The organism is Paenibacillus peoriae (genome assembly GCF_022531965.1).
Lineage (GTDB): Bacteria > Bacillota > Bacilli > Paenibacillales > Paenibacillaceae > Paenibacillus > Paenibacillus polymyxa_D.
Genome location: NZ_CP092831.1, coordinates 4,383,518 through 4,403,687 on the forward strand (window position 1 = coordinate 4,383,518; position 20,170 = coordinate 4,403,687).

Annotated in this window: 16 protein-coding genes; 1 reads left to right on the plus strand and 15 read right to left on the minus strand. The window is 44.0% G+C overall.

The window, feature by feature from the left end; all coding sequences use genetic code 11:
• Positions 1–200: 200 nt before the first annotated feature.
• The 8 genes from loaP to MLD56_RS19290 all read right to left on the minus strand — a co-directional run bounded on the left by loaP (position 201) and on the right by MLD56_RS19290 (position 9,240).
• On the minus strand, positions 201–821 hold the full coding sequence (gene loaP / locus MLD56_RS19255) for an antiterminator LoaP (protein ID WP_029514827.1): 621 nt from the start codon (positions 819–821) through the stop codon (positions 201–203).
• A 465-nt stretch (positions 822–1,286) separates the two neighbouring features.
• Positions 1,287–1,886, minus strand: coding sequence for an acyl-CoA-like ligand-binding transcription factor (locus MLD56_RS19260; protein WP_029514826.1), 600 nt, complete (start codon positions 1,884–1,886; stop codon positions 1,287–1,289).
• 294 nt (positions 1,887–2,180) lie between these two features.
• A complete protein-coding gene (locus MLD56_RS19265; RefSeq protein ID WP_029514825.1) occupies positions 2,181–4,538 on the minus strand; it encodes a PEP/pyruvate-binding domain-containing protein in 2,358 nt (785 codons plus the stop codon).
• A gap of 392 nt (positions 4,539–4,930) precedes the next feature.
• Positions 4,931–5,401 carry a hypothetical protein gene (locus MLD56_RS19270; RefSeq protein ID WP_029514823.1) on the minus strand — a complete coding sequence of 157 codons (471 nt, stop codon included), beginning with the start codon at positions 5,399–5,401 and terminating at the stop codon, positions 4,931–4,933.
• A 59-nt stretch (positions 5,402–5,460) separates the two neighbouring features.
• Positions 5,461–5,967, minus strand: a complete 507-nt coding sequence (locus MLD56_RS19275) for a type 1 glutamine amidotransferase domain-containing protein (RefSeq protein ID WP_029514821.1) — start codon at positions 5,965–5,967, stop codon at positions 5,461–5,463.
• 231 nt (positions 5,968–6,198) lie between these two features.
• Positions 6,199–6,360, minus strand: a complete 162-nt coding sequence (locus tag MLD56_RS19280; RefSeq protein WP_165150826.1) for a hypothetical protein — start codon at positions 6,358–6,360, stop codon at positions 6,199–6,201.
• 118 nt (positions 6,361–6,478) lie between these two features.
• Positions 6,479–6,925 (minus strand): D-aminoacyl-tRNA deacylase, encoded by a 447-nt coding sequence (gene dtd / locus MLD56_RS19285; protein WP_029514820.1) that lies wholly within the window; start codon positions 6,923–6,925, stop codon positions 6,479–6,481.
• A 137-nt stretch (positions 6,926–7,062) separates the two neighbouring features.
• Positions 7,063–9,240 (minus strand): RelA/SpoT family protein, encoded by a 2,178-nt coding sequence (locus tag MLD56_RS19290; RefSeq protein WP_025720225.1) that lies wholly within the window; start codon positions 9,238–9,240, stop codon positions 7,063–7,065.
• A 269-nt stretch (positions 9,241–9,509) separates the two neighbouring features.
• On the opposite strand from MLD56_RS19290, the gene uraA reads away from it, so the two are divergent.
• Positions 9,510–10,820: a uracil permease gene (gene uraA / locus MLD56_RS19295; RefSeq protein WP_029514818.1), complete on the plus strand. Its 1,311-nt coding sequence runs from the start codon at positions 9,510–9,512 to the stop codon at positions 10,818–10,820.
• A gap of 137 nt (positions 10,821–10,957) precedes the next feature.
• On the opposite strand, the gene MLD56_RS19300 is transcribed toward uraA, so the two are convergent.
• The 7 genes from MLD56_RS19300 to MLD56_RS19330 form a co-directional block, all read right to left on the minus strand.
• The gene (locus MLD56_RS19300) at positions 10,958–13,015 is read right to left on the minus strand and encodes a methyl-accepting chemotaxis protein (RefSeq protein WP_239645112.1); all 2,058 of its coding nucleotides are present in this window, start codon (positions 13,013–13,015) and stop codon (positions 10,958–10,960) included.
• 222 nt (positions 13,016–13,237) lie between these two features.
• Positions 13,238–13,750, minus strand: a complete 513-nt coding sequence (locus tag MLD56_RS19305) for an adenine phosphoribosyltransferase (RefSeq protein ID WP_029514814.1) — start codon at positions 13,748–13,750, stop codon at positions 13,238–13,240.
• A 69-nt stretch (positions 13,751–13,819) separates the two neighbouring features.
• Complete coding sequence (gene recJ / locus MLD56_RS19310) at positions 13,820–16,216, minus strand: single-stranded-DNA-specific exonuclease RecJ (RefSeq protein ID WP_029514812.1); 2,397 nt, start codon at positions 16,214–16,216, stop codon at positions 13,820–13,822.
• A 33-nt stretch (positions 16,217–16,249) separates the two neighbouring features.
• The gene (locus MLD56_RS19315; protein WP_029514810.1) at positions 16,250–17,206 is read right to left on the minus strand and encodes a cation diffusion facilitator family transporter; all 957 of its coding nucleotides are present in this window, start codon (positions 17,204–17,206) and stop codon (positions 16,250–16,252) included.
• Positions 17,207–17,405: 199 nt separating this feature from the next.
• Positions 17,406–18,323, minus strand: coding sequence for a protein translocase subunit SecF (gene secF / locus MLD56_RS19320; RefSeq protein WP_049816863.1), 918 nt, complete (start codon positions 18,321–18,323; stop codon positions 17,406–17,408).
• The gene (gene secD, locus MLD56_RS19325; RefSeq protein ID WP_039275022.1) at positions 18,313–19,569 is read right to left on the minus strand and encodes a protein translocase subunit SecD; all 1,257 of its coding nucleotides are present in this window, start codon (positions 19,567–19,569) and stop codon (positions 18,313–18,315) included. Before secD ends, secF begins: the two co-directional genes overlap by 11 nt.
• Positions 19,570–19,659: 90 nt before the next feature.
• On the minus strand, positions 19,660–19,917 hold the full coding sequence (locus tag MLD56_RS19330) for a post-transcriptional regulator (protein WP_013311570.1): 258 nt from the start codon (positions 19,915–19,917) through the stop codon (positions 19,660–19,662).
• Positions 19,918–20,170 lie beyond the last annotated feature (253 nt).

Below are 20,170 nucleotides of genomic sequence, written 5' to 3' on the forward strand. Positions count from 1 at the left end.
GATCAACCTATAAACATAATAAAAAGGATGCTTAGCATCCTCTGAATATGACCCTATATATTTAGAACTAATTAGAGAAGCCCTCTACATCAACTGTATTAATTTCGAAATGAACATAGCTTCGCCCACTCATCTATTTTTCAATAGACTACACACACAACTGCAATATGACCTCATCGCTACACCAATGTACCGAAGCATCAGTTGGCTTCACTCTGATTTTTTGGGGTAATGTTCATTTGGGCATTTTCCGATACTGAAACAATCTTAATTCCCACATCAATATATTTTTCTGCGCCATTCAGCCTCAAGATAATCCTCGCTCTTTTTTTCCGCGCATCAATCTTTTTTATTCTTTCTTCCTCACCCGTTAGCGGACCGTCACATACAACGGCCCTTGTATTTCTTAGATATAAAGACGAATATCCTATAATTTCATCTTTATCAATAAGTTGGAGAATAGGTCTCATTTCTTCGTCGTCAATTTTTGAGAACGAATAGGACTCAATTCTATCTTCCGGATTCACTCTTATTTCTTTAGACTCTATTTGATGATAACGATGGTTAAAATTATTTAGAAGTCGATAGCATTTAGGAAGCCGCCTAAGATCATTATAAGTTTTTGCATTCATCTCCGTATTTACAAATACATAACCTGGAAAAATCGTTCGACAAACTTCATAGATGTGACCCTGTCTTTTCTCTAACAGCCTACGTTTGGGAACTATCGCATACATTGACGACGGATTGTAGAATTTACGTATCATCGCTCGAACCACATTTTCTTGTCCGGTTTCGACATGCAGCACATACCAGCTCATAATCGCTGTCAATCCCTTCTCAGTAGAGACGCAGAAATATTTCAATTTTAAATATTATATTTTTTCCCTTTTATAGTTATATTATGAAGTAGATATTATCAAAAGGAAAAACATTAATCAACAACTAATTTCATACAAATTTCGACACCTATCTATTTTTTATCCAATTAAATCATTTCCTGATATCATACGGTATCATGAATATATAACAGCTTTACACTAATATCATTTGTTGAATTTATGCATTTAATTTTACTATACATAAAAATTATACGAACAGGATGGTCCATCACTACCATGAAAAAATCATAAATTGATATAATCAGTATATTTTATGTATTGTGAACCCAAACAAGCTGCCTCCGACCAGATACCGAAGACAGCTTACCGCTTGTTTATTTAATATTATGAAATGAGATTTAAGGAGGCAAACAGAAGCCTCTTCTTAAACATAGGCTCAATTGTTTATAGTGGAAGGCCAGTCTCCAAGAGATTTAATGCTTCAGATAATAATTCAGAAAAATTTTCAGTTGGATTTTCCGCATAATGCAACATAACAGATATGTTAACACCTATGACGGCGCCTGCAAAAGTTCGAATCTGCAAGTCTCCAGGATCTCGTCCCACCCGTTTGGAAACCATCTCAGCAATCATATGCATTGTATCAGTCAAATTATTCAAGGTTGCAGCCCGGAGTTCCGGTACTGACATCACGAGTTGGTTACGCTCACGTGTAGTAGACATTTCGTCGCCGGACATGTCAGACATGGTTGCTAACATAGCATTACGCACAGCTTGAAGTGGAGTTAAATGAGCTGGCTGTTCTTCAAATGCAGATATAAGCAGGGGATCATAGTTATCTGTAACAATCACATCCTCCTTGCTCGAAAAATAGCGAAAAAAGGTGCTTGGTGAAATCTCCGCTGCTTCTGCAATCTGTTCCACAGTAGTTTCGTTATATCCCAGTTCGCTGAATAGGCGTAACGCATGCATTTGAATCGATGCAATGGTTTTTGCTTTTTTTCGCTCCCTCAGCCCAAGATTTTGCTGGTGTTCAAGTGACATTTGTTTCACTCCTCAATAGATTGCTCATTCAAGTTTCACTCCTCATCGAGCAATTTGCTTCAGCATATATTTTTGACCACATGCACACTATTGCCCGATTTTGCGTTTACACTCAGTTTATCATGATCCTTTGTACTTCACGATACCCAGGATTGTATTATTCCTGACTGTAAAGCAATACATCAAAACTTGAAACCACTCCAATATCAGCTTTTATAGGCGAATATGCGGCGTACAGAAGCTGATAGGTTGAATCAGGTTGGTTCTATTGAGAAATTCAAAAAATTTATCTCCTCACCTCGTTAGTACAATTCCCTGCCCACCATCAACAATAACCCTGTCGCCGGTTTTCATTCTTGTAGTAGCATTTCCACATCCTACAACAGCTGGAATGCCTAGCTCTCTGGCTACAATTGCAGCATGAGAGAGTGGTGCTCCTATATCTGTTACAATCGCAGCTGCTTTTGGAAAAAGTGGAGTCCAGCCTACATTCGTTGTCGAGGTCACCAGTATTTCACCAGGAAGGAGCTGGTGTCCATCCTCAGGATTCCTCAGTACACGTACAGTCCCCTCAATTCTACCTGCCGCTCCAGCAACTCCTTCAATGATTTCGGAATGGATAGAGCTATCTAATGGTATATATGGATCATAATAATCTACTCTGCGATTGGGATCCTCCATCCATTGTAAAGGTTCAAATCGCCCACGTATAATCGAGGGGAACGCAGGCAGTTGCTTATATTTTAAATAGTTCACTTTTCTGGTCGAGATTCTCTCCTCAATAACACTTCCTCCTGCAAGCCAGCCCAATATCTCATCTACATATAAAAAAAATACATCTTCTCCTATGCCAATCAACTCGCCTGCTTTCAGCGCGAAAGAGCGATTTAATCTGAAGACACGCGTCCATTCCGAACGAACAGCTTCCCTTAAATGCGGTCCTTCAGAAATTTTTGCTATGACACGTTTCAACTTATTTATCTTGTATGGAAAACGCTGCTCCAATCTTCTCCAAACCACTTCATTTTGTTCACGTTGTTTATACAATAAATCGTCAACATTTATTCCAGATTTCTTTGTTTCTTGGATTTGCTTTTCCAGCCAACTCGGTTCTTCTCTTGGATCAGGTATCGATAGCTCAAACTCATGTGGGCCTCGATGCCCATATTCCAATAGATAATCCTCCTGACTCATTTCACCTTTCACGACTGAAGATATACCAACAACAGGTCCCAAGCTGGCCAAACCTGTACTTCCGCTCAGATTAGATAGAAGTACACTAGCATCATCACGTCCAAGCCATTTCTCCAACTTTTCCTTCAATCGAACAAAATTTTGCATCTTGCTACTAGGTCCTTCCAGTGCAATCCACATCGCTTCAATATTTTTAGGCCAAAGCTGCTCACGCCATAATGTAATCAATTCTTCCTTGGACTGGACATTGCCAATTAACTCTTCCGTTTGAGTGCACCAGGCCGCTGTTTCTTTTATGTGCTGTGGTAATAATTTCATCGCTTTTCGGGTCTGTTTAAAAGCATACAGCATCTTGGGGAGCATTATTTTAATGAGCTCTTTCCTAGAAAACGGATATATAGGAATTTGGATTTCATCTGGAATTTCCCCAAAAACATTGCTCATTTTTTTTAATATTGACTTTTTATTCCACCCAAATGCAAAAAAAACGGACAATGGTACACTCACATTGGAGTATACTCTTCCACAGATATTACCAGACATTAAATAATGACCAGGAATCACATTATGTTCTTCGTCCAAAGCACGAATAATAGACCAGCTTAAGGGAGTAACCACATCTGAAATGGATTCACCTACATTAGTATTCGTCCAAAGAAAATCACCTGATAAAGAATCATTCCATTCAAATGTATCCATATTTCCAGGGCTTAAAGTAGTAACAGGTCGTGCTTGTAAAAAAAAGAGTTGGCCATTGGCAATGGCCCATTCAATATCCTGTGGTTCTCCCATCGCTTTTTCCAGACGGGAAGCATACCAATATAGCTTTTTGATATAAGGAAGTAATTCTTTTGGCCCTTTATATCGACCTGAGGGTTTAAATAAGGAGAAAACACGAGCATTTCCTTTACCAGATACCAGTTGCTCCCCTAACCCGAACACAAAATTTCCAGACATTACTGAACGATTGCCCGTAATAGGGTCTGCTGTAAAAAGAACACCCGAGATTTCAGAAGGAACCATGATTTGGACTACAATCGCCATTTGGTGTGCTTCTTCAAAACCCTTAACTGCACTGTATGCCCGCACCCTCTCACTGTATTGAGAATGGTGAACCACATACAAGGCTTTCAGAACGTCCTCGTTTGTTTGTACTTCTAAGACACTTTCAAACTCTCCTGCAAAAGAAGCTAAGGCTGAATCCTCGCTCAAGGCTGAAGACCTTACTGCAAATGAGACATTAGGGTAATCCTTACGAAGCTTTTCCAAATACCTGATCATTTCTTTCCATGTCTTTTCCTTAAGTTTTTCCCCTTGAAAGGCCTGTGGAAAAACAATAAAACCATTAGGAATCGGATAACCAGCTTGAAGCATCCTAGCAAGCATCCCTCCTTTGCCTCCGGTCCATTTCCGCAGCTCAGGAGTTATCTCTGCAAACCATTCTATTTCATTACCCATTTTGACACTTCCTAACTTTTTCAGTTGTAATATTTCGGTCCCGTAATTGGAAATGGGTATATTTATTGTTTATATTTTTATTATTTCGGGACTTAGTATCTTTTTACACTTTATACAAAAAGACAGTCAGTGTCAAATTAAATAATCTTTCACTTTTTTTGTATCCTGTATCGTTAGCCTCATAGCAACTTACTGTACAAATAAGTCCTAAAAAAGAAAATAGCCTGCGGAAACGGTCCGCAGGCTCAAAAAGATATATCAAAAGGGGGTCATGCTGTTATTATAAACTGCTAATATTAAGGAATGATGTTTCGAATATTACAATTGTATTACAGTCACTCTTTTGTAGCTAAATTCTCAAGTATCGACAATCTTGTGCCGTGCTCTCAACTTTAATCCAACTGCGATACATATCCACGATTGGAACGCAGCTTATAAATGACCTCATCATAATCGGCATCATTCACCTTTGCAGATAATACATACCGTAATTCATCTTGATCACCGTTAATATACACATCTGTTGCACGGAGCAACCCTCCGTCATGATTCGTTGTTCCGCTCCGATCTTCATCCAGATCCCTTTGGGCTGAGCCAGAGTTAATCTGGCCATCCTTCACATCTGGTAAAATATTCTTGCCATAAGCACCCGCCGCAGGGATTGCCGCACCCGCTGAGCCTCCTGTGCTCACAGAGCCAGTATTGTTATAAGGGACCAACGGAATTAAAACCCTCGTCTCCCGACCGAGCGTCTCATCCAGAGCACCTACTTCCAAATGTTCAGTTCTATAAGCCTGAAGCGAAGCTCTAGCGCCCTCAGCTTCATCTTCTGTGCGAAAATAAGCCTGAATCTGTTTAGCCATATCAAATCCTCCTCGTTAGGGAATTGTACTGGCATAAATCTAGGAAGCATTCACGGAAATTACAATGCCTTTAACAACTCACGCACAAAAGCGGGCTCATCCTTAGGGGTCCGAGACGTAATAAAGTTACCGTCCACAACCGCCTCTCGATCCTCAAAATAAGCACCCGCATTAATCAAGTCATCTTTCAATGGAGGATAAGCTGTAATCGTCCGGCCTTGTAACAAATCGGCACTCGCCAAAATTTGTGGCCCGTGACAGATAGCGCCAATCGTTTTTTTGGACTCATTAATTTCAGTTACAAATTTCAGAACATTTGCATCCAAACGGAGATTTTCCGGAGATGATCCACCAGGAATAACAACTGCATCATAATCACTTGATTTCACATCTGCAATGGCTTTTTCAATAGTATAGCTTGCTTTACCTTGCTTACCGCTCACTTTCTCACCTTGCTTCAGCCCAACAATATCCGCCTCATGTCCAGCCTTTTTTAATTCATCATAAGGTACCTTCATTTCGGAATCTTCAAATTGGTCAGCCAATAAAAATGCAATTTTACTCATGAATATTCAGATCTCCTTTCCGGTTATCCCTGATACAAGTTTAAAATTAAGCTTATTTTTCTACCACGATTTGTTATTACCCGCTTGATCTGTTTTTATAACAATTCGCAGCGGCGGAAAAGAAAAAGGAGCCTTTCGGCTCCTCCACTAATTCAATGCTACATATTTTATTTTTGGCCACTTTATGCTACTTTCGGGTGGCACCTTATTAACGCTCCATTTAACCCAATGTTACCTGCGCGGCAAAGCGCCGCGTCCTGGCTTGTCTATGGCTGTTGCAACATGCTGTAATAACGTATCAGCATTACGAGTAAGGCTGATTGCCTCCTGCATACTACCGGGAAAAAGCAGCATAGTGCTTCGATGCCCGTCCATTTTTGGGGTTTGACGCATAACTTCGTCTCTCCTGTCACCCTTAGGCTATCCGCCTGGCTAATCACCAATCGGGATGACATTATGGTCCCTCTGAACAGCTATTTTATTCTACTCAGACCACGCCGTGAATGTATAGTCACGAACGTTCGCTATCCAAAATCAGTGTGACTGGGCCCCAGTTCGTCAATGAAACATCCATCATAGCCCCAAAAATTCCCGTTTCTACCTTCAGGCCCTTGGCTCGAAGCTGACTGTTGAAGAAATCATACAGCTTCTCCGCTTCCTCAGGTTTGGCCGCCCCCATAAAGTTAGGCCTTCTTCCTTTACGGCAGTCACCATACAACGTAAATTGAGAGACAGACAAAATGGCTCCACCGACATCCAGAACGCTGTCATTCATTTTGCCTTCAGCATCATCAAATATACGTAATCCCGCCGTTTTATCCGCCAAATAAACGGCATCGGCTGCTGTATCTCCCTGACCAATACCAACCAGCAGCATTAATCCGGTTCCAATCTTGCCAACCACCTTTTGATTCACCGTTACCTGAGCGTCTTTACAGCGCTGAATAATGATCTTCATCGACTATCCGATATCTCCTTTAACCTTCCCTTTTAAAAGGTGCTCACAGCCGTACTACGGCTCTTTTAGCAGCCTATGGGTCTTTCTACCCAAGATATGTTACAAAGGCTATAAACCTATCTGTACGCTTCATAAGATTATTGCATAATCCGATGCACAGTGTATACATCCTTCACCCGTTTAATCCGTTCGACAACAGAATGCAAATGATCCGTGTTGCGAATGAGAATCGTGATGTGAATCATCGCCATTTTATTTTTATCTGTACGACCTGTAACGGCCGAGAAGCTGGTTTTGTTCTCAGAAATGGCCTGAAGCACTTCATTCAGCAAACCGTTGCGATCATGGCCCGTAATCTCAATATCGACACTGTAATTGACTTCCGCTGCTTCTTCCCACTCTACTTCAATCACACGCGCCTGGTCTTCGCCCGTACCCGAAGGAATATTCGGGCAATCCGTCCGGTGAACGGATACGCCGCGTCCACGTGTTACATAGCCAATGATGTCATCTCCCGGTACGGGATTACAACATCGTGCAAAACGAACGAGTAAATTATCGACGCCTCTGACGCTGACACCGTTGGTCGGTGTTTTTTTCCGTTCGCCCTGCGGCTTGTACTCCTTGACCTCGGTCGTCAATTCGATCAACCGTGCCTCTTCTTGTTCCTTACGCAGCTTCTCTGTCAAACGTGTACAGACCTGCGCTGCGGTTATACCACCAAAACCAATCGCAGACAGCATATCTTCGGAATCGTTAAAAGAGAACTTCTGCGCCACTTCCTGAAGCTTGTCGTCGCTCATCCACACCGATGGCTCGATATCGCGTTTTCTTAGCTCACGTTCCAGATTTTCACGGCCTTTTTCAACATTCTCCTCACGCTTTTCTTTCTTGAACCATTGTTTGATTTTACTGCGCGCGTGAGAGGACTGAGCAATTTTGAGCCAGTCCTGACTAGGTCCATAAGAATGTTTGGACGTCATAATTTCGACAATATCCCCAGTTTTAAGCCGATAATCCAAAGGTACGATTCTTCCATTTACCTTAGAGCCAATCGTTCGATTGCCAACTTCGGTATGAATACGGAAAGCAAAGTCCAGCGGAACGGATCCGGCTGGCAACTCAATGACCTCTCCCTTAGGAGTAAACACAAACACAAGGTCTGAGAAAAAGTCCATTTTGAGCGATTCCACAAATTCCGACGCATCCTTCGCTTCATTTTGCAGCTCCAGGATTTCTCGAAAAAAGGTGATTTTATCCTCAAAGTTAGTGTTGTTTGCTCCGTTGCCTTCTTTATAGGCCCAATGGGCCGCAATCCCGAATTCAGCGGTACGATGCATATCCACTGTGCGAATTTGCACCTCGGTAGGCTCCCCGTTAGGACCTACTACTGTCGTATGAAGGGACTGATACATATTGGCCTTAGGCATAGCGATATAATCCTTAAACCGCCCCGGCATCGGCTTCCACAACGTATGGATAATCCCCAGTGTGGCGTAACAGTCTTTAATGTTATCCACAATAATTCGAATCGCCAGCAAATCATATATTTCATTGAACTGCTTGTTCTTCGTCGTCATTTTTTTAAACACACTGTAAATATGTTTAGGGCGTCCGGACAGATCAGCCTGAATGCCCATCTCTTCCAGCTTTTCTCTGATACGCTGTATGACATTATCAATAAACTGCTCCCGCTCTGCCCGCTTCTTATGCATCAAATTAGCAATGCGATAATACTGCTGAGGATTCAGATAGCGCAGAGCAATATCTTCCATTTCCCACTTAATGGCTGAAATACCCAGTCGGTTTGCAACCGGACAGAAAATCTCTAACGTTTCATAAGCAATCCGACGCTGGCTTTCCTCTGACTGATATTTCAAGGTACGCATGTTGTGCAGACGATCTGCTAACTTAATGACAATGACACGAATGTCCTGCGCCATAGCAATAAACATTTTTCGATAATTTTCGTTCTGTTGTTCTTCCTTGGAACGGAACTGGATACGCTCCAGTTTCGTCAGACCATCGACAAGCATCGCACATGTATCGCCAAAATGCTCGCGAATCTGCGCCAAAGACACCGTCGTATCCTCCACAACGTCATGTAAAAGAGCGGCGATAATGGAGATGGTATCCATCTGCATATTAACGACGATATCAGCAACCGCAAGCGGATGCAGAATATAAGGTTCACCGGACTTACGAGTCTGGCCGGAATGGGCCTGTTCGGCAAAATCATAGGCGTCCCTGATGCGGATAAGATCTGCTTCTCTGGTATAGGCCCCGGCCTTTTTAAGTAATTGCTCTATCCCCATTCTGCTCTATTCCGTGTCCTTTCTATGCAAAATGGAACCCGCCGATCAATGTCGCGCAAAGGTTCCCTTTTAAAAGTGATTTCCTACAATTATGACGGTTAGCACGTCACACGTCAACTATTACAGGTTTGGCATTGTAGCATTATTCTGTCACACATGGATAAGTAAAATGAGGAATGTTGACGAATTGAAACGAATTATATTGAAAAAATTACGAAAAGTAATTAATGTATATAAGAATAATTGAAAGAACTAAGGAGTGAACTGCGTTGCAACGCGAAATTCAAGTTAATGAAAAGCTACCGGCAGGACCTGGTTTCCTGCTCAGCGTACAGCATTTGTTTGCCATGTTTGGCAGCACTGTGCTGGTGCCGAATATTTTCGGCGTCGATCCCGGTATGATTTTGCTAATGAACGGTATTGGCACATTGTTGTACATCTGGATCTGCCGTGGCAAAATTCCCGCCTATCTCGGCTCCAGCTTCGCTTTTATCGCTCCCGTCAGTCTTGTGCTTAAAAACAATCCCGGCGGCAACGGCTATGCTATGGCCCTCGGTGCTTTCATCATTACAGGTATTATTTTCTGCCTCGTCGCACTGGTGATCAAATATGCCGGAACCCGTTGGCTGGACGTCGTATTTCCTCCAGCTGTTATGGGCTCCATCGTAGCCTTAATCGGTCTGGAGCTGGTTCCGGTTGCAGCAGGCATGGCAGGCATTATCAATGCCGATCCTACTAAAGCTTGGACTCCAGATCCCAAAACGATTACTCTTTCGCTCGTTACACTCGGGGTTACTGTTCTGGGTGCGGTGTTGTTTCGTGGGTTTGCCAAAATCATTCATATTCTGATCGGTATCGTAGTGGGCTATGTGCTTGCTTATTTTATGGGCATGGTCAATACACAGGCCATCGCAGACGCTCCTCTTTTCGGACATCCTGCAATTACCACTCCAGTTTTTAATACCTCTGCTATGCTGACGATTCTTCCTGTTGCTCTGGTCGTCATCGTAGAGCATATTGGTCACTTACTTGTGACTAGCAACATTGTCGGGCGTGAGTTGTCCAAAGATCCTGGTCTCCACCGCTCTCTGCTGGGTAACGGTATTTCCACCGTCATTTCGGGTTTTGTCGGTTCTACGCCTAATACGACTTATGGTGAAAATATTGGTGTCATGGCATTAACTAAAGTGTACTCTGTATGGGTTATTGGCGGAGCGGCTATCATTGCCATCCTGCTGTCCTTTTCAGGCACGTTCTCAGCGATTGTTTCTAATATTCCAGCTCCAGTTATGGGTGGCGTATCCTTACTATTATTCGGTGTCATCGCTGCCTCCGGTCTAAGAATCTTCGTTGAGCAAAAGGTTGATTTCGCCAAGCCAACTAACATGCTGCTTGCGACCATCGTGCTTGTTGTCGGAATCAGTGGTACTACGCTCACTTGGGGCGCTGTAACCTTGAAAGGTATGGCATTGGCTACAATCATCGGCATCATCCTCAGCTTGTTCTTCAAGCTGATTGACGTGCTCGGCTGGTCCAACGATAAATCACAGGAACCTTTAACCGAGAAAACACCAGATTGATATCTTTTTTTCAACTTTAAAAGGCCGCTCCATGTTAGTTATGGATCAACACGCTCAGGCTGTATAGACAAGCGTGTAAAGATCCATATCTCAATGGAGCGGCGTTTTTTTATGCACGGCCTTTTTTTCTAAAGATATCACACACGAAAGCGAGATACGACCTGATTAAGCGTATCAGAGACACCTGTAAGTGTCTTGACAGAGCTGTCCATACCTTCCAGATCCTTAAGCTGCCGTTCGGATCGTTCCGAGGCTTGCTCTGTACGTTTAGCTGAAGCTTTCGCAATGTCTGCAAGATATCCAATAGAGGCTGCAACTTCCTCTGAACCTGCCGACATTTCTTCTGAGGCAGATGAAACCTCCTGCACTTCTATCGCCACCTGCTGAATATCTTGATTCATCGCAATAAAACGTTCTTCCACCTCAAGTAAAATAGATACTCCTTCATCCATCTCCAGAGCACCCTGCTGCATTCCTTCCAAAGCTAATTTGGTTTCTTCCTGCATGGATCGGATTCGACTCGTAATTTGTTCCGCAGACTCGCTCACGTTTACAGCCAGCTTGCCGATTTCTGAAGCCACCACAGCGAACCCTCGGCCATGCTCCCCTGCACGTGCGGCTTCAATGGAAGCATTCAGTGATAGCAACTTGGTCTGCCCACTAATTTCCTGAATCATTCCAATTATGCTGCCAATTTGGGCGGACCGCTCATTCAATGAGCTTACTACCCTGCCTGCCTCATCCATAGATATTTTCGCTTTATGCATTCCTTGGTTGACCACGGTCAACCGTTCATTTCCTTGTTGTGCCTTATGTTCAATCTCAGTGGTAGCCTCGGATACATGCTGGATAGATTCAGCAATACGCTGTATGCCAACAGCCATTTCTTCCATCGCAGTCGCACTCTCTGCTGCTGCGACCAATTGAAGCTCGGCTCCTTCCTTCACCTGTGCCAGTTCTCCTGCATTATGCTGCGCATCTTTAGTAGCCCCAGAAATCTCTTGGGAAATTTTTATAGATACGCCTGAGATAACATCTGACTCTTCGCTCAAACGTGATGCCATTCCTCTGGTTGCCGCAATCACCTTATTGATCCCGTCAGCCATTTGGCCAAATTCATCCTTACGTTGTTGTGTTAGTTCAACGCTGTAATCCCCATGAGCCATACGATTGGTTATCTGCATAATTTTTTTAATCTCTTTGATCATACCTGAATTGTTAATTAATAACGCTCCCATAATTAGCAAGATGCCTATAACACTAACAATAAGAAGAAGTTTAAGCATTTCGTTCGCAGAGCGGTTCAAATCGGATTCTGGCAGTAATACGCCGATTTTCCATCCGGTTTGTGGGAGTGTTTCGTACATTATCCGGTAGTCCTCACTATCAATGGGTACGGATAGTTGTCCGGACGTACCACTTTGAATAGATTGTGCTGCTTCCGCATTCATCGTTTTTGTTAACGGCTCGCCTGCTTTTAAGGACGGAAGACCGGATGACAAAATGGCTCCATTCTTATCCATCAAGATCGCACTACCGTTAGCACCAAACTTCATTTTTTCAATAAACGTTTGAATGTTTGTCATATTCAGGTCGCCAGTAATGACACCTAACAGCTTCCCTTCCCTGTCATAAAATGCTTTCCCTGCAGTAATCATATTGACTTTCAGTCTGCTATCGTAAAAAGGCTCCGTAAAATTTATTTCCTTACCACGTTCCACGGCTTCTGTATACCATGGCTGTGTTAAGTAGTCATATTGTGGATCATCATATTCAACCGTTTGCTTCACTAGCTGGCCATCTCTATGCACATATATGGAACGGTAAGTCACTCCCGGATCATACGCACCTTTAGCAAAATAAATGCCCAACCCGTATGACATATCATTTAAAGCCAACTCTTGTTCAAAAAAACGTCCATAACCCTCAATGTTCATTCCTGCTCCCAGTTGTTCCGCACTCTTAGTCAGCATCGAAACAAGTAAAGCATGACGATCTACGTTAGCTGCAATATCCGTTTTAACCCTCGACAAGGAATGAGCAGCATTTTGGCTTATTTCCGTATCTAGCTTCTGCTTGGCAAAAAAATAAGACAAAAAGCTGATTAAAATCAGCGTTATAAGTACAAGCGGAATCAAGGTAGAAAATGTCCGTGCCTGTAAACTCTTAAATCGAAATAAACCCAATATGACCACCTCTGCTCCTTTTTAATTATTTATCGACATTTATTTTAAATTTTTTATAACTATTCCCAATAAAAACAGTGGTAATTTGCACCAATCAAACAAAGTCACACCTAAAACGCTTCTAAACAAAATAGCCCGATGGAGCAACTCTTTAGATAAAGAGATGTTCCATCGGACTATTTAGGCAATCCATACATAATTATTTCCCGGGAAACCCAGGTTTCGAAATACTTAATACGTAATCAGGGTGAATACATCTACGTCAGGCAGCTTCGCCCGACCGTTTAGATCAGACAGCTCGATAAGAAAAGCAGCCCCTGCCACATTGCCACCAAGCTGGCGTACCAAGTTCACGGATGTAGCAATAGTACCACCTGTAGCAAGCAGGTCATCAGCAATCAAAACATTTTGGCCTGGCTCTATAGCATCCTTATGCATCGCCAGCGTATCTTTACCATACTCCAAACCGTATGCTTCCTCAATGGTTTCCCCAGGGAGCTTGCCACTTTTGCGGATCGGAATAAAACCAACGCCAAGCGCATAAGCCAGAGGCGCACCGATAACGAATCCGCGTGCTTCTGGACCTGCAATCAAATCAATTTTTAAATCCGATACCAATTCCTTCATATCGTTGATAGCCTTGCGGTACAGTTCACCATTTTTCATTAGGGTTGTAATGTCTTTAAAACTAATCCCTGGTTGTGGAAAATCGGAAATCACCCGAATATATTCTTTGTAGTCCAACTTAGTTCCTCCTACTGTAAACTTCAAATTAGTATATACATTTTACAACATAAATTACGAAATAGTATCTCAAGACGCACCCTTCATAAGCGACATAATCCAGCTCGTCATCTGGGTGGTGTCCGCATCCAGCAAATACCGCTCCATTTCAGCCATATTATATAATTCCTGATAGCGCGGAGAAGCAGTTAAATCCCGCTTGGGCGGATTGGATACAAAACGGAATTGGCCATCTGTACGCGTCATAAACTCAAGCTCTTCGAAGATGTCCAATACTTTGGATAACATGCGTACTGAACAGGAACACTGTCGGCTAAGAGCAGGCAGCATTGCCTTTTCATCAATAGGCTGTGTTCCCAATCGGGAAAGCACAACGTAAATGCGCTTGAACAGCTCTCTGTCTGGGCTTACGAGACGACCGCCACGCTCACTGACCGAATGAAGGAGAAATACGTTTTCTACATTTTCAAAGGTAGACCATAATGCCTGAAACTGATCCGGTGTATCCGGTGGCTCCAGTACGAATAACGACTTCACAGAGTGCTGTGCATCTCTTTGACCATCACTGGGAATAACACTGCCGTCTTTATCGTATAGCCATAAGGATTCAGTGTCCACGGAGCTCGATGGACGAAGCCTAGAAGAAGGGTGGATCAACACCGCAACGTCTTTCTTTCTTTCCTCTATGCGTGGATGAAAGATCTTCAGTCCCCGCTCTAATTCGGCAAAAGGGTCCGACACTCCACGATAATCAAAAATTTGCGGCGCCTGCACTCGAATGTCCTGCATCATGAGCTGGAGAGACCTTTTACCGTTCCATTCGTTAATTGACAATTCACCCAGCAGATCTATCTCCGTTTCTTGCTGTAAAAAATCAGCCAAATCGCCACGACGGAAGGCAATCGCGTCCAGCGATAAACCGTTCTGCTCCAGCAGGAGCTTCACATGATTTTTCTCACGTCCCATTTTACGAGCCTCACGCAATTGCAGACCCTGTAATACGAATCGTGGAGATGGATTCCCCATACCAAAAGGCTGAAGCAACTCCAGTTCTTCAACCACTTGCAAAGATACCTCGTCCAAACGACAGACCATATCAGCCTCAGCTACAGGAATGAGATCGTCTGGTGTCAAAATGGAACCCGCATAGCGGTTCAGCTGCTCTTCAAACAATTCCAGATTATCACAGGACAGCGTCATACCCGCTGCCGAAGGATGACCACCAAAATGCTCCATAAGCTCATGGCTGTCCGTAAGAGCACTGTAAATATCCAATGCAGGAACAGAACGGGCGGAACCTTTGCACATACCTGTCTCAGCATCTATACCCAGAATAATGGTCGGTCGATAATAGCGATCCAACAGCTTGGATGCCACAATTCCGACAACGCCGACATTCCAGCCTTCACCAGCCAATACAATAACTGACGGTAGCTTGCCTCCGTTCAGTTTGGATGCCAATTGTTGCTCGGCTTGCTCCACAATACGTTCGACCACCTGTTGACGCTCACGATTGAGCAGGTCCAGCGCATGCGCAAGTTGGTCTGCTTCTTCCTCTTTTTCTGTCGTCAGCAGAGAAACGGCTCGTCCCGCATGATCCAGGCGCCCGCTGGCATTAATCCGCGGAGCCAAGGCAAATGCGATGTTGACTGAAGTCACTGTAGATATATCTACGCCCGCTACATGGAGCAACGCACGAATCCCCGGAAAAGCAGAGTTTCTCATGGATTGAATCCCTCTGCGTACCATCGTCCGATTTTCACCATGTAGTGGCATCAGATCGGCTACCGTGCCGATAGCGGCGATTTCAAACCATTCCTCCGGCACTTCACCCAACAGCGCCTGAGCGAGCTTCAGGGCAACACCAACACCTGCAAGACCTTTAAATGGGTATGGGCAACCGGGGAGCTTCGGATTAATCAAAGTATATGCCTCGGGAAGTACTGCAGGCGGCTCATGATGGTCCGTCACAATAACGTCTATCCCCAAGGAAGTTGCATAAGCAATTTGCTCTACTGCACTAATTCCCGTATCTACCGTAATGACCAGTGTAACTCCCTGCTGATGTGCCCAATCAAGGGCATGGTTATGCAGACCATATCCCTCGTTAGAACGATGAGGAATATAAATATCATAGGAAGCCTTTAGAAAACGCATGAGCTGAATCATCAATGATGTACTGGATACGCCGTCCGCATCATAATCTCCATAGATTAATATATGCTCGCCACGTTCCAGAGCCTGACGAATTCTCGGCACAGCCTCTTCCATACCAAGAAGCAAAAAAGGGTCGTGTACATCGTCCACACTTCCGTACAAAAAGCGGTTTGCTTCCCCGGCGGTAGTGACGCCCCGGTTCACTAAAAGCCGGGACAACAATGGTGAAATCCCCAGTTCCCCTGTCAACAGCTGAGCCGCTTCCAGGTTAGCCTCTGGGGTCTTCCATCTGTACTGCGAATGAAGCAATCCTATTCACCTTTCTTTCATAGTCGTCCTGCCCTATTGAAGCAACGACGACACATCATTATCTGGCAGTTCATGATTGGATTTGTATGGATATCCGGCTTGATAAGAAATGAACTGCATTTGTACATGGGTCACCTGTGGAAAACGGGCTAACAGTAAATTTTTGGCTCGATCGGCGATTTCCTGCGCTTCCTGTACCGTAATCCGCGGGTTCACACTTATCGTTACATCCACTGTTATGAAATGCCCTGTTTCCTGGGCATGTAAGTGTTCAACCGTTACAATACCATACACCCGTTGAATCGTCTCCATAAAGCGTCGGGAGTCTTCCTCCTGCAAGGGCTGCGCAGGAACCTGGTAAGCGGTATTCATTACCATCAAATATCCTTTACGCAGCACCAGACAGGCTACGAGCAAAGCTGCGGTTGGATCAAGATATAATAATGCAGGCCATTCCATTGCTTCGCCAGTCATTGCGCCGATCATGCCAATCAATGCAATCAACGATGCATACAGCGAGTAACGTTCATGGTTTGCGTACCGATCTGCTTCCTCTTTATGACCATGTTTAATCGAGTAGCGATATTGAAACTGAAATAGCGCTTCTCTCAATACCAACGCAATAAATACGGTAATTAATGCATACAGACCGGGTGCCTGCGGTTCCGAACTGCTTAATGAACGAACAGCCGAGATAGCTAGCTGAAGACCGCTCATCAGCACTAAAATAGCCAGTACCACAGATATGACCGTTCGAACCTTTTCACCGTTTCGCAACCGTGCCAGCATTCCGTGCCCTGTAGCACCCTTGGAACACAGAAGCTCCTGCAAACGGGAAGCACTATCTGCAGCCGTGTGCAGTGCATCTCCCAACAACGCCTTGCTGTTTGCCGCATAACCGACGGCTCCCTTTAGAACAGCCAGCGCGAGATTACCTACAATCCCGCTCAACGCCGCAGTTTCCAATGATCGGCTGCGTTCGCTATTCACAACGTTTCCCCCTCAATCCTGAACTAACCCTTTCCCAATAAAGCTCAATCTAAAATAACCGAATTTCTCAAAATCAAAAACCATTCACATTTAAGTGCCACTACTGAGCCTTACTTAAGGTAAATCTTAAAACCTTAGAAAACCGCGCCCAAGCAGACGCGGCTTTCTCTTTAATTTATACTACTGGTATTTGCGTAACTTAAGACTTTGCAGTTTTGGCCGCGCCCCCGCCAGCTGTCGGAGATTTTTGTTTTCCTTTCAATGCCACCCACAGCGGGCTGGCAATGAAAATGGAGGAATAAGCACCAAACAACAAACCAATGACCATTGCAAGTGAGAACATACGGATCGATTCGCCGCCAAATATGAACAAACATACGGAGGCAATAAACACCGTAAACACGGTTGCAAGTGACCGAGTCATTGTCTGCGCAATACTGTGATCAACTACCTGCTCTAAGTCGTCCCTGGACTTCTTCTTCGCAAATCGTAGATTTTCCCGAATACGGTCAAAAATAACGACGGTGTCATTAATGGAGAAACCAACAATCGTCAGAATTGCCGTAATAAAGGTCAAATCCACCTCAAGCCGGAAAAGCGAGAAAATACTGATAACGAGGAAGGCATCATGCAACAACGAAACGATGGCTGCAATGGCAAACCGCCATTCAAACCGGATCGAAATATAGACCGCTATGGCTACACATGCTAGCAAAATCGCCCATATTGCATTCTGCTCCAGTTCTTGTGCCATTTCCGTATCCACTGTATTGACCTCAAACGAAGCCTTCGGATCCAGCTGTTTATTAAAAGAAATCTTAAAATCATTCACTTGCTGATCCGTCAACACCTGTGAGAAGCGAATGCCGAAACGCTCTTTCCCCGGTGTATAATCTACCTCTTTACCGATTTTCTGCTTGTCCAGCAAAGTTTGGATCTGTTCCTGTGTAACAACCTTAGTCAAATTGACATCCACATTGGAACCGGAACGAAAGTCTACCCCGTAATTCAAGCCGAATATTGACAAGCTTAGAATACCAAGCAGTGTGATAATAATCGAGAACGTGTAAAACCACTTGCTCATCTTAATATATTTCAAGTTCCAATTAAAGCGCACTGATATCACTCTCCTTCACACCAAAATACTTGGCCTTCTTCACAGCATCCGCTTTAACCAGCAGATTGAGTAAGAAGCGGGAGAAGAAGATATTCGTCAAAATACTGGTGACAATATCAACGATGAGCACCAAAGCGAATCCTCGAACGGAGCCTGTTCCCAGACCAAACATAACCGCTGCCGCTATAATTGTCGTAACATTGGCATCCATAACGGTACGGAACGAAGCCTTACTACCTGCAATGACAGAAGAACGAATCGTTTTGCCTGACTTGATTTCTTCTTTAATCCGTTCATACGTAATGATGTTGGCATCGACCGCCATCCCGATCCCGAGCACAAAGGCGGCGATACCTGGGAGTGTGAGTACAAATCCACCCAAGTAGAAAATCGCAAGCACTACCCAGGTATGAACGATGAGACAGAAACTGGCCACTAATCCCGGTACACGGAACATTGCAATCATAAATACCAGAATAATGATCGAGCCGATCAATCCAGCACGAATCGTCTGATCCAGTGACAATTGACCCAGCGTAGCACCTACACTCTGAGAATATTTTTCCGTCAGTTTGAGCGGAAGGGCACCCAGATTAATCGTATCCGCCAGTTTATTCGCTTCATCACGAGTGTAGCTACCTGTGATTGACGCGCTACCGTCCGTTAATTCCCCACGCACTGTGGGTGCAGACAGCAATTCCTGATCAAGGAAAATAGCTAATTCTTTATTCAGAAGCCGCTTTGTGATTTCTGCAAATTTAGCTTTGTCCTTGACTTTGATACTAATCTCAGGTTGATTCAGCTGATCATAGCCTACAACAGCGCCATTCTCCACAAAATCATTACCGCGGAGCTCAATTTTGCTGTATTGACCTGGCTTCTTAGCATCTGCTGCCGTTGCACTGCGAAACGTTAATTCTGCAGGCTTTTTCAGCATGGAGCGAACTTCTGCCTCATTAGTGACACCAGCAAGCCGCACGCGAATACGGTTGCTCCCCTCTGTTGTTACTTCCGGCTCAGTCGTACCGAGCGCATTAATCCGTCTCTCCAGACTTTGAGCTGTTTGTATAAGAGACTGTCTGGTTACACTCTGCCCGGCTTCCAAAGGCTGGGCTTCATATAAAATTTCAAAGCCTCCCTTTAAATCGAGGCCTAATTTTAAACTGTTCAGTAGGCCCGGGCTTGTCCCGATCATAACACCAGTAGTTATGAGCACGACCACGATGAAACTTAGAATTCTCTTCATTCCGTCCCATGTTCCCCTTTCATTCTCAATATTCCTATTATAGCTACCCCTCAAAAAGCAGTCAATTTGAACGCAAAAAAAGACCCCCTTCTATTCGAAAGTGGAGCCCCGTAATGCGGACATAGTCAAATAGTTCATAAAGCTCGTCGCTTTAAGGGAAAGTATATCGTTAACGAGCTTGTGCAGCGGAGGAATACCCTCCTTTTCATATTTATGGCTGACGCAATTCCACACGTCCTTACTTGTGACATGCTCATAGCCTACGAGAATCAACTCGTCCGCCTTACTTTGACAAAGCATCTCAATTGCGTCATCCCAATCCTGCTCATCCAGCTCTTCCATACCCACGATGGCCGTTCCTCCTCCCAGCGACTACCGGTTCCGCAGATCAGCAATTAGCGGGGTTATTGACTGCTTTGTAGAACATTTCTGTCCTGATCCTGGAAAACCCTTCTTCTCGTTGAAAATAGCCTTAAATCAACAATATATGCAATCATTTCGCTCGTCAATAGCAGAATTCACCACTCTCCCTCTTGTTGTCTAAATCACTTTGTTTCTGAACGGAAAAGCTTGTCATGAAGATGGACAGGTCCAGCATATC

Bases quoted from the DNA above. Each gene is read 5' to 3' on its own strand.
- MLD56_RS19260 (WP_029514826.1), bottom strand. From the start codon at position 1,886: ATGTCACTTGAACACCAGCAAAATCTTGGGCTGAGGGAGCGAAAAAAA.
- secD (WP_039275022.1), bottom strand. From the start codon at position 19,569: ATGAAGAGAATTCTAAGTTTCATCGTGGTCGTGCTCATAACTACTGGT.
- loaP (WP_029514827.1), bottom strand. From the start codon at position 821: ATGAGCTGGTATGTGCTGCATGTCGAAACCGGACAAGAAAATGTGGTT.
- MLD56_RS19270 (WP_029514823.1), bottom strand. From the start codon at position 5,401: ATGGCTAAACAGATTCAGGCTTATTTTCGCACAGAAGATGAAGCTGAG.
- dtd (WP_029514820.1), bottom strand. From the start codon at position 6,925: ATGAAGATCATTATTCAGCGCTGTAAAGACGCTCAGGTAACGGTGAAT.
- MLD56_RS19290 (WP_025720225.1), bottom strand. From the start codon at position 9,240: ATGGGGATAGAGCAATTACTTAAAAAGGCCGGGGCCTATACCAGAGAA.
- MLD56_RS19275 (WP_029514821.1), bottom strand. From the start codon at position 5,967: ATGAGTAAAATTGCATTTTTATTGGCTGACCAATTTGAAGATTCCGAA.
- MLD56_RS19265 (WP_029514825.1), bottom strand. From the start codon at position 4,538: ATGGGTAATGAAATAGAATGGTTTGCAGAGATAACTCCTGAGCTGCGG.
- MLD56_RS19280 (WP_165150826.1), bottom strand. From the start codon at position 6,360: ATGCGTCAAACCCCAAAAATGGACGGGCATCGAAGCACTATGCTGCTT.